Source organism: uncultured Aliiroseovarius sp. (assembly GCF_947497285.1).
In the GTDB taxonomy this organism is placed as follows: domain Bacteria; phylum Pseudomonadota; class Alphaproteobacteria; order Rhodobacterales; family Rhodobacteraceae; genus Aliiroseovarius.
In genome coordinates this window covers 227,621-241,146 of the sequence record NZ_CANMFT010000004.1, presented here as the reverse complement: position 1 = coordinate 241,146, position 13,526 = coordinate 227,621, and the positions used below count along the sequence as shown (strand labels likewise).

Sequence of the window (13,526 nt, the reverse complement as noted above, 5' to 3'; positions counted from 1 at the left end):
CCTCCTTTGGCTGACTTGACTGCGGATCGCAACGCATGAGACGTTTAGGGATGGTCTTGAAACGCCCCATTGTTCCCATGCCACACGACATCAGGGACCGTCTTGATAGCGCCGGGTTGCGTGCGGCGTATGACGCGCGCCCTCCGTATCAGCGCAACGACTATCTTAGCTGGATCGCCCGCGCCAAGCGGCCTGAGACACGCGAAAAACGGGTGGCTCAGATGCTGGAGGAACTGAAAGGGGGGCAGCTATATATGAAGATGCAGTGGCGGCGCGGCGATGGTCCCTGACGGGCGGGCGCGGACCGGGGATTTCCGGGTGACGTGCCGTGTCTGGCATCTTATGAAAGAGGCATGACACAAAGCATCCTTTTCGTTTGCCTGGGCAACATATGCCGCTCGCCGTCCGCCGAAGCGGTTTTTCGCACAATGGCGCACGGAAACCCCGCGCTTGATGTGAGAGTCGACAGCGCCGGGACGTCGGACTGGCATGTGGGCGAACCGCCCTACGGTCCCATGCAACACGCAGCAAAGGCGCGCGGCTATGACCTGTCGGCGTTGCGCGCGCGCCAGTTTGAACAGGCAGATTTCGACCGGTTTGAGCTGATCATCTGCATGGACGACAATAACCTTCGCGAGATCGAACGCCTGCGCCCGACAGGATCGAACACGCGGGTCGTCGTCTTCACGGAATTCGCGCCAAAATCCGGTCTGGATCAAGTGCCAGACCCTTACTATACGCGCAATTTCGACGAAACGCTTGATCTGGTCGAGGCAGCTTCCGAAGGGCTTATCGACATGCTGACGGTCTGATCAGCGCGTGCAGTATTGCCCGACGACCTTCCCGAACTTCTTGTATTTTTTCCAGAATTTTTCGTCCGTGCCACGGTCGGATTGCCGTGTAACCTGACTGCGATGGGGTTCCGAAAAGAACTTGGCGACCTTCGATTGCTCAGAATTGGTCAGCATCGCTTCGGCAACATTCTGAATGCAATTGCAAAGCGACCGCGTCGCGTTCGGTCGGTCGGCGCGCAAACAGGCACGCTCGATGGAACCGCCGGCGAAAGCAGCCTGCGCGGGCATAAGGGTAGACGCAAATGCAAAGGCGAGAAGCAGTCGTTTCATCTCTTGTCCTCGTTAAAAAGCTGCCTCGATGGCGACGGGTCTTAGCGCCCATCTCACGAACAGAATACAGTGACTTCACGCGGGATGCAATTTCCGTAAGCGCTCAAAGCTTCGTGATCGTGACCTTGGGCAGAAGGTCATACACATCCGCGGGGCGGCACAGGTCGGTGGCGGCGCTCATTACAGCGGCACTTGCCGCCGCTACCCCAAGGCGCAATGCATCCGACCAGTCGCCACCCGTCGCGCGTGTCATGGTGAAGGCACCGACAAAACTGTCGCCCGCACCGACCTTGCTGACCACAGGCACCTCTGGTGTCACCGCGTGAAGCGTCAGCCCTTTTGTCGCCAGGACTGAACCCTTCGGGCCAAGCGCCAACACCACCGTGGCGGCTTTCCGGCTGGCCACCAGAGCGCGCGCAAAGTCTGCGACCGCGTCGATCGACGCCAAAGGATGGCCGGCCAGAACCTCGCTCTCCGCACCGTCCAGTCGCAACACATCGGGCACTGCTTTCGTATTGTCCCAGAGCGATTCCAACGCGGGGCCAGATGTGTCCAGCGTGAGCCAAGCACCCTTCGATTGGGTCAATTGGGTCAGTTGCGCCGGAAGATCGTTGGGCAAACCCGGCGGTTGCGAACCCGACAACACGACATGCATGCCGGGGCGAACGGCACGGTTCAGCTCGTTGATCAGCTCGTCACTGGTATCGTCATCCCAGCTCGGGCCCGGCATGACGAACCTGTATTGCGTCTTGGCCGCGCGGTCAGAGACCGCAAGCGACAGGCGGGTTTCACCGGGCAGCAGAAAAGGCAAGGCAGGCACACCTTCGGCCTCAAGCAAGGCGGCGAGCTGTTGCCCCCGAAAGCCAGCCAGAGCAACAAACGCCGTCGCATCCCCACCCAAACGCCGAATGGCGCGCGCCACATTGGTGCCCCCCCCGCCGGGGTCCAGCACCGGCGCACTGCACCGCAGCTTGTCCTCAGGTCTTACGGCATCGACGCTGGTCGACATGTCCAATGCCGGGTTCAATGTGATCGTCAGGATGTTGGGCATAGGGTCGCCTTGCGCTTTGGTGGCGCTAACGTAGCCGCCAATAGCTGCTTCGGCAATGGCGCCTAAAAACCTGCGGGCACAAGCGACGACACGAAGGTGCCGTTTGTGCCCGCGTCAATGGTTTTGAAGGCAGATCAGGCGGCGCGGGCCTTGATGGTTTTTGCAACCACGTCCTGTGCGATGGCGGCAGGGCTGACGCCTTGCTTTTCCGCTTCGGTCAGGATCGCTTCCATTGTCTCATCCAGCGCGACGAGCTTCTTGGCAACCCACGCAACGCGGCCTTCGATTTTCAGTACCTCGGTGGCGACGTTAATGATGCCACCCCCATTGGCCACGAAATCGGGCGCATACAGAATGCCGCGCTTCGCCAGAAGGTCGGCGTCTGCATGCGTGGCCAACTGGTTGTTTGCCCCGCCGGCCACGGCCTTCACACGCAATTGCGGGATCGTGTCCGCGTTCAAGATGCCACCTATAGCGCAGGGCGCGAAGATGTCGGCGGCCACAGCATAGATGTCGTCCAACCCAACAGCCTTCGCGCCGAAGGTCGTTTGCGCTTTGGCAACACGGTCCGCGTCAATGTCGGTGACGATCAGGCTTGCACCGGCTTCGGTCAGCAACCCGCACAGATTCCAACCCACATTGCCCAAGCCCTGAACTGAAACGGTGCGGCCGGTCAGGTCTGCGTCACCAAACTGATGCAACGCGACGCGACAGATCGCGTTGAAAATGCCCCGCGCGGTGATGGGCGACGGATCGCCCGAAGCAAACGCCCCATCCGCCAGTCCAGCAACATAGCGCGTTTCCTTTGCAAGCTCGGCCATATCCGAGGGGCTCATGCCCATATCCTCAGCGGTCCAATACCGGCCCTCGCAAGCATCAACCGCGCGTCCGAAAGCGTGCAAAAGCGCAGGCGTCTTCAAGGTTGCGGGATCGCCCATGATCACGGCTTTGCCCCCGCCCAGGCGCAGACCCGCGGCGGCGTTCTTGTATGTCATCCCCTCGGACAGGCGCAGCGCATCGGTCAGGGCTGCCTCTTCGCTGTCATATGGGCGCATCCGCAGACCACCAGCGGCGGGGCCAAGTGTGGTCGAGTGAATGGCGATAAAGCCGATCAAACCGCTGTCGGCGTCTTCGACACGGTACACTTCTTCATGGGTGGCGGAAGCCACTGGGGTGATGTTCATGATGTCCTCCCATCGTTTCGCGCGACTTTACTCTGGGTCAATGTCGAATAATCACCTATTTTCGGCGTGTCTTCAGCAAGAATTAGTGATAAAACTAAGTCGCGAGATGATATGCGAGAGAAATCTTATGGACTCCACCGACCGCCGCATCATTGCCGCCTTACAAAAGAACGGCCGCCAAAAGCTTGGTGACCTTGCCGAGACCGTCGGCCTGTCGCCCACCCCCTGCGCCCGCCGGGTTGCCGCGTTGGAGGATGCGGGCGTCATCACTGGCTATGGCGCGCGGGTCGATCAGGCCAAGCTGGGCTTGCCTGTGTCGGTGTTTATCTCGGTCGAACTGGAAAGCCAAAACCGCGATGCGCTGATCCGTTTCGAACAGGCGGTGTCGCGGATGGATGAGGTGATGGAATGCCATCTGATGACTGGCAACCGTGACATCCTTCTGCGCGTTGTCGTCGCCGATCTGACCGCGTTCGACCGTTTCATGGAGGACCGTCTGATGCGGGTCGCCGGGATCAGCCGCATGCGGTCCAGCTTCACGCTCAGAACGATGGTGCGAAGGAACGTGCTGCCGGTGGGGTAACGCCGCTTGATTTGCTTGACTGCCCTGCATTTCCCCCTCATATCCCGCACATGACTGACCTTAAACATATCCGCAATTTCTCGATCGTCGCGCATATCGACCACGGGAAATCCACGCTTGCTGACCGCCTGATTCAGGAGACGAACACCGTTTCTTTGCGGGATATGAAAGAGCAGATGCTCGACAGTATGGATATTGAGCGGGAGCGCGGGATTACCATCAAGGCCAACACGGTTCGGATCAACTACACCGCGGATGATGGCGAGACATATGTCCTGAACCTGATCGACACCCCGGGCCACGTTGATTTCGCCTATGAGGTCAGCCGCTCAATGCGTGCTGTCGAAGGCTCGCTGCTGGTTGTGGACTCGACCCAAGGGGTCGAGGCGCAGACGCTGGCCAATGTGTATCAGGCCATCGACGCGGATCATGAGATTGTGCCGATCCTGAACAAGATCGACTTGCCCGCATCCGATTGTGACCGCGTGGCGGAGCAGATCGAGGATGTGATCGGCATCGACGCCTCGGGCGCCATTCAAGTGTCGGCCAAAACCGGACAGGGCATCCACGAAACGCTCGAGGCGATTGTGCAGCATCTGCCGGCACCCAAAGGCGACGCCGACGCGCCGCTGAAGGCGATGCTGGTGGACAGCTGGTATGATGCCTATCTTGGCGTGATCGTCCTGATCCGCGTGATCGACGGCAAGCTGAAAAAGGGCGAGCGTATTCGCATGATCTCGACCAACGCCGTTTATCCGGTGGATCGGATCGGCGTGTTCACCCCCCAGATGGTCCCGATTGACGAGCTGGGGCCGGGCGAAATCGGCTTCCTGACCGCCTCGATCAAGCAGGTGCGGGATACGCGGGTGGGTGACACGATCACGCATGAGAAGAAGGGCACCACCGATGCGTTGCCGGGCTTCAAACCTGCGCAACCCGTTGTGTTCTGTGGCCTGTTCCCCGTGGATGCGGCGGAGTTTGAAGACCTGCGCGACAGCATCGAAAAGCTGGCCCTGAACGACGCGTCTTTCAGCTATGAGATGGAGACCTCGGCCGCGCTGGGCTTTGGCTTCCGTTGTGGCTTTCTGGGCCTTTTGCACCTTGAAGTGATCCGCGACCGGATCGAACGTGAATATGATATCGAGCTGATCACCACCGCGCCCAGCGTGATCTATCACATCTATATGCGCGACGGCACGCAATTCGAACTGCACAACCCCGCCGACATGCCCGACCTGTCAACGGTCGATCACCTGGAAGAGCCGCGCATCAAGGCGACGATCCTTGTGCCCGACGAATACCTGGGCGACGTGCTGAAACTGTGTCAGGACCGCCGGGGCATCCAGCTGGACCTGACCTATGCCGGGTCGCGCGCGATGGTTGTCTATGACCTCCCGCTGAATGAAGTTGTGTTCGACTTCTATGATCGTCTGAAATCCGTAACAAAGGGTTACGCATCGTTTGATTATCAAATGCTGGGCTATCGCGAGGACAATCTGGTCAAGATGTCGATCCTTGTGAATGACGAACCCGTCGACGCGCTGTCCACCATGGTTCACCGCGACCGCGCCGAAATGCGTGGCCGCGCGATGGTTGAAAAACTGAAAGACCTGATCCCCCGCCACATGTTCAAAATCCCGATCCAAGCGGCGATTGGCGGCAAAGTCATCGCACGCGAGACGCTGTCCGCGCTGCGCAAAGACGTGACCGCGAAATGCTACGGCGGCGACGCGACCCGGAAGAAGAAACTGCTGGAGAAGCAGAAGGCCGGTAAGAAGAAAATGCGTCAATTCGGGAAAGTGGATATCCCGCAGGAAGCGTTTATTAGTGCTTTGAAGATGGACGATTAAGCGCATGTATAATGCCAAGGTTCTACCCGTAATGATTGCTTCGCCTTCTGATGTAGAGGATGAGCGGCAGTTAGTTCGAGACATCGTTTATCAATGGAATTATACAGATTCATTTCACAGTGGTTTAGTTCTTCTGCCTATTGGATGGGACACGCATGCGTCGCCGGATATGGGTGTTCCAGCGCAAGAGCAAATCAATGAACGAATTGTGGATCGTTCAGATATCCTAGTTGGAATTTTTTGGACACGGTTAGGAAGCCCGACGAAGAATGAAATCAGCGGAACTGTCGAAGAAATCAAACGTCATATCGACTCAGGAAAGCCTGCGATCATCTACTTTTGCACCAAACCTGTCGCACCAGATGCTTTAGATCAGGAACAGTGGAGTCTTCTGGTTCAATTCAAAGAGTGGTGCAAGTCGCAAGGGCTATTTGATAGTTTTTCCACTTCAGGGGAATTGGAGCGAAAATTCACCCGGCACCTACGTCATACATTGCATGAAAACACGCACGTTAAAGAGATTATTGCGCGATTTGAGGCTATATCCGAAGAGGTCGAAGCTGGATTGAAGACGGTTTCATTCCCCGAAGAAGCGGTTCAATTACTAAAAGGGGCTGTCGACGGAAACGGCATTGTGGGAAAAAGAGATAATTTAGGTGGTTCTTCATATTTTGGAGGAGACTTCCAAATCAAAACCGATGGGGTTGGTAGGGAAGACGCTAGGTGGAGAGCCGCGGTAGAAAAACTTAGCGATTACTCATTGATAGAAGAACGCTCACTTGGTTCAGGTGTTTTTTTTGTAACACATGAAGGCTATGAAGCAATTGAGCGGAATTCCGTAAAGTAGCCTGATTATTGTGTAATTGCTTCTGTTTGCGACAGAACGCGTAAAACACATTTGGGCTCGACCTTTCTAACTTTACCTCCCACCCAACCCCGGAGCCCCCATGACCTGCCCCTTCTGCGCTTCAGACGCCCCTCTATCCAGTTTCCCTGTTCCCGGCGGGCTCGAGGGCGCGGCGGTTGATCTTTGTGCCACCTGCGCCGCTCAGATCGACGGCACGCCCGAGGCGAACCATTGGCGAGGGCTTGCGTCCTCGATGTGGTCCGAGGATGCGGCGGTTCAGGTGGTGTCTGTGCGGATGTTGAAGCGGATTGCCGCGCCTTGGGCGCAGGATTTGCTGGATCAGGTGTATCTGGACGAGGACACGCAGGCGTGGGTCGACAATCAGGCCGCCGCGTCCCAGCACAAGGATGCCAACGGGGCAACGTTGAACCAAGGCGACAACGTGGTGTTGATCAAGGACCTGCCCGTGAAGGGCGCAGGGTTCACGGCGAAACGCGGCACGGCCGTGCGCGGGATCAGCCTTGTGGCCGACAACCCCGAGCATATCGAGGGGCGCGTCGAAGGGCAGCGCATTGTCATACTGACGCAGTTCGTGAAGAAGAAGTAGGCAGGGCAAGGTCTGTCGGCTATGTCGCCGGGCAAGGAGGCCCCTGATGCGTTCATCGCTTTTAAAGATCGTCATGACATTTTACGGGATCATCGGGTCCACGCTGGCCTCGGTTCTGGTGGTGGTCGCGCTGGTCAACGGCGTGTCCGGCCTGTGGCCTTTGCTGGGCGCGGCGGGTGTCGGGTTCGTGGTCGGGCTGCCGGTGAGCTACTTTGTCGCAAAAGCAATGATCGGCGACTGATCCAGATCAAAGAGGCGCGGGCGTGCCGGGTCCACAACACGTGCGTATTCGCGAATGTATCGAAGGAGAATGCCATGTTCCGTCTCGCCGCCGTCATCTATATCCTGCTCGGCGCAACGCTCGCCGGGATTTTCATCGTCGCGGCCCTGACCGTCGGTATGGATACCGCCCAGCCGATCATCTACGCCGCCGTCGCGGGTTTTGCCGTGGCATTGCCGGTTTCGTGGATCGTGGCCAAGCAGATCAACGGCTGATCGGTCGATTTGAGGTTGAAACGAGGCGTGCGCCGGGGGTAAGGCTTCGGCGTGCGGTCCCTTAGCTCAACTGGATAGAGCAGCTGACTTCTAATCAGCAGGTTGAGGGTTCGAGTCCTTCAGGGATCGCCATCTTCTGCCGACAAACAAGAACCAATCGTGGGAACGGGTTTCGAAAGCTTGCCTGCGCAAGACTGTTGCCGTGATCCTTGGGGTCCGACTGGTAGAAGCGGATCATCGCAAAAGCAGGGACGCTTTGGCGGCTTTGGTCAGCGGCTGTGCAGGAACGGATAGGTCAGGAAATAATACCAGCGATACAGCCAGTTCCTGTCCTGTAGGTCTTCGCGCATGGTTTCGCAGATCTCTTCAACGCAGGGCTCGGCATTCGACGCGTATGTATCGGGCATCCCGCAGGACGCGAGGGCAGCACAGAAACTCAACAGCACAAGGGATCTGCGCAACCTACTTCTCCAACGCCGTGACGGCCTGATCGCGCACGATGGCCAGGCAGGCCTCGTAGCTGTCCGTCAGGCTATTCTCCAAAAGGTTACCCAATTCAATGGGCCGGTCGGCAGCCGCACAGGGGTCTTCCGGCACGATGCTTTGTGCACAGGCCGAGGTGAATGCGACGGCACACCCCAGAATGGCGGGGCGCAAGAAACGTGGAAAATCTGTCTTGATCATGTGAGCGTTTCCAGTGTGTTCAGGTTCTGCTCGAACTGAGAAATCATGGCCATCTGGCGATCAAGCTCGGTTTTCAGAGCCTGCTTCGCCACAGGGTTTTCATCATAGATCGGAAGAATTTCCCGCAGCGCCAGCGCCCTTGAAACCGCATGGGTTTTGAACGTGGTCAGCTTGGCAAGATCAGCCTTGGCCACCGGTGCTGCCTGACTTTTCTGTGCGGTCTTCACAAGCGTGTCCGAAAGCATCAGGTCAAAGCGCGTGTCCTTGCTGTCAGTCTTGACAGAGGCCAGCACCCGCTCAAGCGACCAGCGGCGGATCAGATAGTTCTTATGTTCCAGGATCAGCTTCGAGGCGACTTGTTGCCCGCTATGGCTGCCAATGATACCGCCGACAATCGCGCCACCTGCGATCAGGGCGGGGTCGGTGTCGATGATAAGACCGATCAGAGCACCACGTAGCGCACCCCCGACCATCCCTTGCTGGCGAGCCTGCACGGTCAGCTTCTCGTATTCGTCGCTGCGGGATTCAATCAGGTCTTGAACGGTGCTGGCGCTTGCATAGTCGATCGACGCGAATTGTGCGGGCTGGACGTCGGGTGCGGCCGTTTCAGTGACCTGCACCGGCGTGTCCTGCGCAGCGGCTTGTCCGTCATCTTCCATGTCTGGTTTCACGCAGCCAGACACAACAAAAGCGGCACAAAGCGCCATCCCCAAATGAGAGTTCTGAATTATTTTCATCCGCGAAGGCGCCCCAAAGCAATACAAATCAAGAAACAGCCTTTGCTGTTGGTCAATTCATACTGGCCTGAGCGAAACTAACAACCCTTTTGGGCCTGTTTTGATGCCAAAAAGGGCTGCTGCTCTCCTTTCTGGTGAATTCGGCGCCCAAATTTGTGCCGCACGCTGAAAAAACCAATCCACTTGCCGCACGAACGCATGCTTGGGTTGAGTAGGCACGTTCGTCGTGAGGGAGAGTGTGGGGCACCATATTCTTGATATGCGAGTTTTGTCCCCCACTATTTGGCAACACAGCCGCAAAAACCAAAGACCGGCAGGCGGCTATCCTTGACAAGTGGACTAACCCTGAAGTTGATCAAGGTGAGCAGGTGTTTTTTAGTAAGTTTAGGTTTTTCCATGCAAGCGATTCAGTCACCAAGTTTGCGGCTACCGGTGTTCTCGGTCTTCCTGTTTGCGGGCGGGCTGTTTGTGACAACGTCCATCGTGGCGTCGAACATGATTTGGCCCGCCAGCGATGACCTTGGGTTTATGGATGTGCCGGAACTGGCCGCCTATGAACAGGCCCCTGTCGCGCCTACTCCCCCTGCCAAAGCCCCGAACCTTGTGAACGAAGGTGAGACGCCCGTAGGCGGCGACGTGCAATCGCTGGACACGGCGGCCATTGCAGACATTGCTCAGGACGCCCCATCAGATTCCGCCGAAGCTGCCGCCTTACCCGGTCCTGTCCCAGCTGCGTTGCTGGCTTTCGCGGCTGAGCCTGTCACCCTTCCTTCCGGTGATGCCTTTGAGCCCGAGATGATCGCGGGTCAGCCTACGGTGGAACGGGGCGTTTCCGCAGCGTTGGTCGTGGCCGGTTTGGAAGGCTCCGCCACCCTGAACACAGCAGAGTTGTTCCCTTTGCCAGCGCAGCCTTTGCAACTGACGGCGCCGGCCAACAGCCCGGTCAAATGGCAACAACTTGTGGACCACGACCGCGTTTTGGCGGTCACTCAAACCGTTACCGCGCCGGCTGAAGAAAGGGCCATTCAAGCAACATTGCTGGATGTTCTGCCGCACACCAGCCCGGCGCCCAATGCGCTGGTTTTGCCTGATTTCCGTGTCGCCTCTCTGTCGCGTGAAGCGATGCTGTTGCCTCCGCGCAACCTGCCGCGCGTTGCTGTTGAGCAAGAGCCGCCCGTCCAGCCGAAGATCATGGGCAACGCGCCTCAACCACTGGGCCATCAAGGGGCCAAGGCTGACCTTGTGCAACCACCAGCCGCGATGACGAGCGTTGCGGCGTTGCCCAATGCGCCAGTGTTATCGCCGGTCGAGGTTGATGTCCGTCCAATCGACACGCCACCCACTGCAGATCTTGCCGCGGCCAGAGCAATGGAACCCGCCCCTGTTGAGGTCGCGGAGAGTGCCCTGAAAGTGCTTAATGCGCCGCACCAGTCCCCCCGCCCACCAGTGCGCCCACGCCGCATGGCGCAGAAGGACGTGTCACCAAGCCCGGTGCCGCCAAGCGCGCAACCCACGCCAGCCGCCGCACCCTTGCCTGCGAACACCGAAGCAGCTGCCACCGCAGTCGCCGCGCGGTCCGGGTCACGTGTGGCCGTCATTGGTGTGTTTCAGACCCGAAATGAAAGCTGGGCTTTGCTACAGCTTGCGGATGGCAGGATCGTGAAGGCCGCAAAAGGTATGGACCTGTCCGCATTCAAGGTCACGCGCGTTGATGCCAACAAGATCTGGATCAGGAACGGCAACTCTGAAAAAGGTTTGCGCACGGGTGACGTCTTTCAGGTGAACTAGCCGCACCTGTAATCATCAAACCAACCCGTCGAGAACACCCCGAAGAACTGAGCTGGCCGCCGACGTGGGGATCAGTCGTCTGGCTGAACCTCAAACAGCGTGAACCGCCCCTGCTGGTCGATTTTGCGCAAGGTTGGGTTGGCAGGCCATGCCTCGGCCGGTGGATCCATAAGCAGCAGATGCGTGAACTTGTCTGGCCAATCGGCCCAAAACGCGGCGCTGTTGGCGGTTGCCGACCGAATGACACCGCCGGACGGGTCAAGAACCCGGCGCCGGTCGATGGACATGCCGGCGGGGTGCGCCGCCGTCGACCATTCAGGCTTCAGTCGAAGGGAATGGACACCTTGAAACAACGTCGGGACAAAGCTTTCGGCCATCGGAACTGCGTAGGCCTGCGCATGCCAAAGCCGCGTATCCCGCTCGTTCCCGGCGGAGCGAATAGGCAATATCCGTGATCCGGCGGGAACCTTTTCAAGCACCCGCTCAAGCGTGATGATATCGCGACTGTAATCGGCAGCATTCAGGTAAAACTCGCCCCCGCGAAGGATCAATGCGACACTGATCGCGATCGTGATGGCGCGTGCTGCACCCTGATGCACGTGTTGCCAGCGTGTCGCCGCGATGAGCAGTATCATCAAGACAAACGGAAACCTGATTTGGACAAGCGCCACGCCGTTGATCGATGAAGGAATGAAGACACTCAGCAGCAGGACGGCAACAAGTGGCCCCTTCATCTGGCGCGCAAAGTGCAGATGAGGCGAGTCACGTCGCACCCCGAAATAGAACGTCAACAGGAGCACCCCAAAGACCAACGCACCGATCGCCGTCAAGCCAGTGGCGCCGTTACCACTCGCCGTGCCAAGTGGCGAAATCAACGCATAGTAGCGATCCACGAAGGAGCCGAAATCGGAGGCCGTCGCCGCTGGGTTGGGTGGTGCGGTGATGATGACGTAGGCCAGTAGGGCTGCGGGAATGAGGAATGGGATCCCCAAAGAGATATTGCCAAGAAGTGCCTTGGGCCAAGCTTTGCCAGCTTCAAACACCCGCTGCAGTTCGCGCCCCAGTGCAGCCACGGCCAGAAGCACGAACGCAAAAAGGTGCATCCAGAACAACAGCAAGCTAAGCGGAATGAACACCGCGATGCGCAGCCAGTTCGAACGCGCCTCTAACGACAGCCACAGGGCAAGCCCATAAATGGCGAACGGCACCGTGAAGATGAAATTCTGAAACCCCCAAAAGAACGTCGCATTGTAGACAAGCAGACCGCTTGCCAAAGGCCAGATCGACCACTTTCCGTGCACCACACGCGCAAGAACCATGGCCGATCCCACCAGGTTCACCGCATAGGTGATAAAGACGAAATGCGAGAACGCGACCGCGCCGAACGGATGCCCGGTGATGCTCCAGAGCAGATCAACGGCAGAGTTCGGTGTCAGGTCGAGGGAATAGTCGAAATACTGGCTCAGCGCGCTTTGAGGATTTGCCGCAATGAAATGGCGGGCAATGTGATTGGGCAAGTCCACCAGCGGCAGATAGGGGTTTGCCAGAATGGGCAAAGTGACAGCGGCGACAACCAACAGATAGGCCAGCAAAACACGAGACATCGTCATGGCGCGTCGTCGGCCTTGATTATTTCGTCGATGATGAATTGCGGGCGGCGCTTCGTTTCAAGATAAATCTTGCCAATATATTCGCCGATGATCCCAAGCGCGATCAACTGAACCCCGCCAAGCATAAAGGTTGGAACCGTGATCGAGGTCCAGCCGGGGATTGTCCCGCCACGCCACCAGGCGAAGATCGAATAACATGCCAGAAAGAAGGATGTCATTGCGACGATTGTCCCGATCCAGGTGACATAGCGCAAAGGTCGGGTGGAGAAGGAGGTCACGCCCTCGACCGCAAGCTGAAGCATTTTGGACAACGGGTATTTCGTCTCGCCGGCGAAGCGTTCGGATCGGTCGTATTCCACGATCTCGGTCTGATAACCGATGTTCTTGACCAACCCGCGCAAGAACAGATTGACCTCGCCGAACTCGCGCAATGTTGCAATTGCCTTGCTGCTCATCAAGCGATAGTCGGCATGGTCGGGCACGATGTCGATGCCCATACCCTGCAAAATGTCGTAATACAGCCGCGCAGTGCGCCGTTTGAAAACCGTGTCGGTGTCGCGCGATGATCGGACACCGAATACGACCTGTGCGCCGCGGTTATGGGCATCAAGCATCTTTGGGATCGCATCGGGGTCGTCTTGCAGATCGGCGTCAAGGCTGATGATAACGTCGGCCTCGGCGGTCATCAGGCCGGCCAAAAGCGCCGCTTGGTGGCCGTGATTGCGCGAAAGGCGAATGCCGGTGACGTTGTGCGTGGCCGTGGCCTCGGAAATCTTCTGCCACGTATCATCGGTCGATCCATCGTCAACCAAAACAATCGTCGAAGGGCTGCGAATGGCGTCCGCGGCAACCAATTGGTCGTCGATCTCGGCCAACTTGCGCAACAGTTCTGGCAGGCTGAGGCCTTCATTGTAACACGGCACCACGAAGGCAAGCGAGGGTGCGGCGGCAGAAGAGGTGTTCATG

At 58.1% G+C, this 13,526-nt stretch carries 17 protein-coding genes and 1 tRNA gene; 10 read left to right on the top strand and 8 right to left on the bottom strand.

Annotated elements, in window-relative coordinates; translation table 11 throughout:
* Positions 1–56: 56 nt before the first annotated feature.
* Both Q0864_RS09035 and Q0864_RS09030 read left to right on the top strand, forming a co-directional pair.
* Entirely contained in the window at positions 57–290 is a 234-nt protein-coding gene (locus tag Q0864_RS09035) for a YdeI/OmpD-associated family protein (protein WP_298568271.1), read from the top strand.
* A gap of 63 nt (positions 291–353) precedes the next feature.
* Entirely contained in the window at positions 354–812 is a 459-nt protein-coding gene (locus Q0864_RS09030; RefSeq protein ID WP_298568268.1) for a low molecular weight protein-tyrosine-phosphatase, read from the top strand.
* Here the strand turns inward: Q0864_RS09030 and Q0864_RS09025 are convergent, their stop codons facing one another.
* The 3 genes from Q0864_RS09025 to Q0864_RS09015 all read right to left on the bottom strand — a co-directional run bounded on the left by Q0864_RS09025 (position 813) and on the right by Q0864_RS09015 (position 3,359).
* A complete protein-coding gene (locus Q0864_RS09025; protein WP_298568265.1) occupies positions 813–1,124 on the bottom strand; it encodes a hypothetical protein in 312 nt (103 codons plus the stop codon).
* Positions 1,125–1,227: 103 nt separating this feature from the next.
* Positions 1,228–2,175: a 1-phosphofructokinase family hexose kinase gene (locus Q0864_RS09020; RefSeq protein WP_298568262.1), complete on the bottom strand. Its 948-nt coding sequence runs from the start codon at positions 2,173–2,175 to the stop codon at positions 1,228–1,230.
* A 134-nt stretch (positions 2,176–2,309) separates the two neighbouring features.
* The gene (locus tag Q0864_RS09015; RefSeq protein ID WP_298568258.1) at positions 2,310–3,359 is read right to left on the bottom strand and encodes a Glu/Leu/Phe/Val dehydrogenase dimerization domain-containing protein; all 1,050 of its coding nucleotides are present in this window, start codon (positions 3,357–3,359) and stop codon (positions 2,310–2,312) included.
* Positions 3,360–3,486: 127 nt separating this feature from the next.
* Here Q0864_RS09015 and Q0864_RS09010 point away from each other — a divergent pair, with 127 nt between their 5' ends.
* The 7 genes from Q0864_RS09010 (at position 3,487) to Q0864_RS08980 (ending at position 7,873) form a co-directional block, all read left to right on the top strand.
* Positions 3,487–3,942, top strand: a complete 456-nt coding sequence (locus tag Q0864_RS09010; protein ID WP_298568255.1) for an Lrp/AsnC family transcriptional regulator — start codon at positions 3,487–3,489, stop codon at positions 3,940–3,942.
* 50 nt (positions 3,943–3,992) lie between these two features.
* Entirely contained in the window at positions 3,993–5,792 is a 1,800-nt protein-coding gene (gene lepA, locus Q0864_RS09005) for a translation elongation factor 4 (RefSeq protein WP_298568252.1), read from the top strand.
* 4 nt (positions 5,793–5,796) lie between these two features.
* Positions 5,797–6,639: a DUF4062 domain-containing protein gene (locus Q0864_RS09000; RefSeq protein ID WP_298568249.1), complete on the top strand. Its 843-nt coding sequence runs from the start codon at positions 5,797–5,799 to the stop codon at positions 6,637–6,639.
* A 100-nt stretch (positions 6,640–6,739) separates the two neighbouring features.
* Positions 6,740–7,246, top strand: a complete 507-nt coding sequence (locus tag Q0864_RS08995) for an alkylphosphonate utilization protein (RefSeq protein WP_298568247.1) — start codon at positions 6,740–6,742, stop codon at positions 7,244–7,246.
* A gap of 46 nt (positions 7,247–7,292) precedes the next feature.
* A complete protein-coding gene (locus tag Q0864_RS08990; protein ID WP_298568244.1) occupies positions 7,293–7,487 on the top strand; it encodes a CTP synthetase in 195 nt (64 codons plus the stop codon).
* Positions 7,488–7,561: 74 nt separating this feature from the next.
* A complete protein-coding gene (locus tag Q0864_RS08985) occupies positions 7,562–7,741 on the top strand; it encodes a CTP synthetase (RefSeq protein ID WP_298568241.1) in 180 nt (59 codons plus the stop codon).
* 55 nt (positions 7,742–7,796) lie between these two features.
* A tRNA-Arg gene (locus Q0864_RS08980) sits at positions 7,797–7,873 on the top strand.
* Between the two features lie 137 nt (positions 7,874–8,010).
* On the opposite strand, the gene Q0864_RS08975 is transcribed toward Q0864_RS08980, so the two are convergent.
* The 3 genes from Q0864_RS08975 to Q0864_RS08965 are packed head-to-tail and all read right to left on the bottom strand — an operon-like array spanning position 8,011 to position 9,162.
* Positions 8,011–8,202 carry a hypothetical protein gene (locus tag Q0864_RS08975; protein ID WP_298568238.1) on the bottom strand — a complete coding sequence of 64 codons (192 nt, stop codon included), beginning with the start codon at positions 8,200–8,202 and terminating at the stop codon, positions 8,011–8,013.
* 1 nt (position 8,203) lies between these two features.
* A complete protein-coding gene (locus Q0864_RS08970; protein WP_298568235.1) occupies positions 8,204–8,425 on the bottom strand; it encodes a hypothetical protein in 222 nt (73 codons plus the stop codon).
* Positions 8,422–9,162: a hypothetical protein gene (locus Q0864_RS08965; protein ID WP_298568232.1), complete on the bottom strand. Its 741-nt coding sequence runs from the start codon at positions 9,160–9,162 to the stop codon at positions 8,422–8,424. Before Q0864_RS08965 ends, Q0864_RS08970 begins: the two co-directional genes overlap by 4 nt.
* 396 nt (positions 9,163–9,558) lie before the next feature.
* Between Q0864_RS08965 and Q0864_RS08960 the strand changes: the two genes are divergently transcribed.
* Positions 9,559–10,950, top strand: a complete 1,392-nt coding sequence (locus Q0864_RS08960) for a hypothetical protein (protein ID WP_298568229.1) — start codon at positions 9,559–9,561, stop codon at positions 10,948–10,950.
* Positions 10,951–11,021: 71 nt separating this feature from the next.
* On the opposite strand, the gene Q0864_RS08955 is transcribed toward Q0864_RS08960, so the two are convergent.
* A complete protein-coding gene (locus Q0864_RS08955) occupies positions 11,022–12,560 on the bottom strand; it encodes a hypothetical protein (protein WP_298568226.1) in 1,539 nt (512 codons plus the stop codon).
* Complete coding sequence (locus Q0864_RS08950; protein ID WP_298568223.1) at positions 12,557–13,525, bottom strand: glycosyltransferase family 2 protein; 969 nt, start codon at positions 13,523–13,525, stop codon at positions 12,557–12,559. Before Q0864_RS08950 ends, Q0864_RS08955 begins: the two co-directional genes overlap by 4 nt.
* Between the last annotated feature and the right edge of the window lies 1 nt (position 13,526).

Coding starts and splice junctions, on each gene's coding strand:
- Q0864_RS09000 (WP_298568249.1), top strand. CDS start 5,797: ATGTATAATGCCAAGGTTCTACCCGTAATGATTGCTTCGCCTTCTGAT.
- Q0864_RS09015 (WP_298568258.1), bottom strand. CDS start 3,359: ATGAACATCACCCCAGTGGCTTCCGCCACCCATGAAGAAGTGTACCGT.
- Q0864_RS09030 (WP_298568268.1), top strand. CDS start 354: ATGACACAAAGCATCCTTTTCGTTTGCCTGGGCAACATATGCCGCTCG.
- Q0864_RS08965 (WP_298568232.1), bottom strand. CDS start 9,162: ATGAAAATAATTCAGAACTCTCATTTGGGGATGGCGCTTTGTGCCGCT.
- Q0864_RS08955 (WP_298568226.1), bottom strand. CDS start 12,560: ATGACGATGTCTCGTGTTTTGCTGGCCTATCTGTTGGTTGTCGCCGCT.
- lepA (WP_298568252.1), top strand. CDS start 3,993: ATGACTGACCTTAAACATATCCGCAATTTCTCGATCGTCGCGCATATC.
- Q0864_RS08960 (WP_298568229.1), top strand. CDS start 9,559: ATGCAAGCGATTCAGTCACCAAGTTTGCGGCTACCGGTGTTCTCGGTC.
- Q0864_RS09020 (WP_298568262.1), bottom strand. CDS start 2,175: ATGCCCAACATCCTGACGATCACATTGAACCCGGCATTGGACATGTCG.
- Q0864_RS08970 (WP_298568235.1), bottom strand. CDS start 8,425: ATGATCAAGACAGATTTTCCACGTTTCTTGCGCCCCGCCATTCTGGGG.
- Q0864_RS08995 (WP_298568247.1), top strand. CDS start 6,740: ATGACCTGCCCCTTCTGCGCTTCAGACGCCCCTCTATCCAGTTTCCCT.
- Q0864_RS08985 (WP_298568241.1), top strand. CDS start 7,562: ATGTTCCGTCTCGCCGCCGTCATCTATATCCTGCTCGGCGCAACGCTC.
- Q0864_RS09010 (WP_298568255.1), top strand. CDS start 3,487: ATGGACTCCACCGACCGCCGCATCATTGCCGCCTTACAAAAGAACGGC.
- Q0864_RS08950 (WP_298568223.1), bottom strand. CDS start 13,525: ATGAACACCTCTTCTGCCGCCGCACCCTCGCTTGCCTTCGTGGTGCCG.
- Q0864_RS09025 (WP_298568265.1), bottom strand. CDS start 1,124: ATGAAACGACTGCTTCTCGCCTTTGCATTTGCGTCTACCCTTATGCCC.
- Q0864_RS08990 (WP_298568244.1), top strand. CDS start 7,293: ATGCGTTCATCGCTTTTAAAGATCGTCATGACATTTTACGGGATCATC.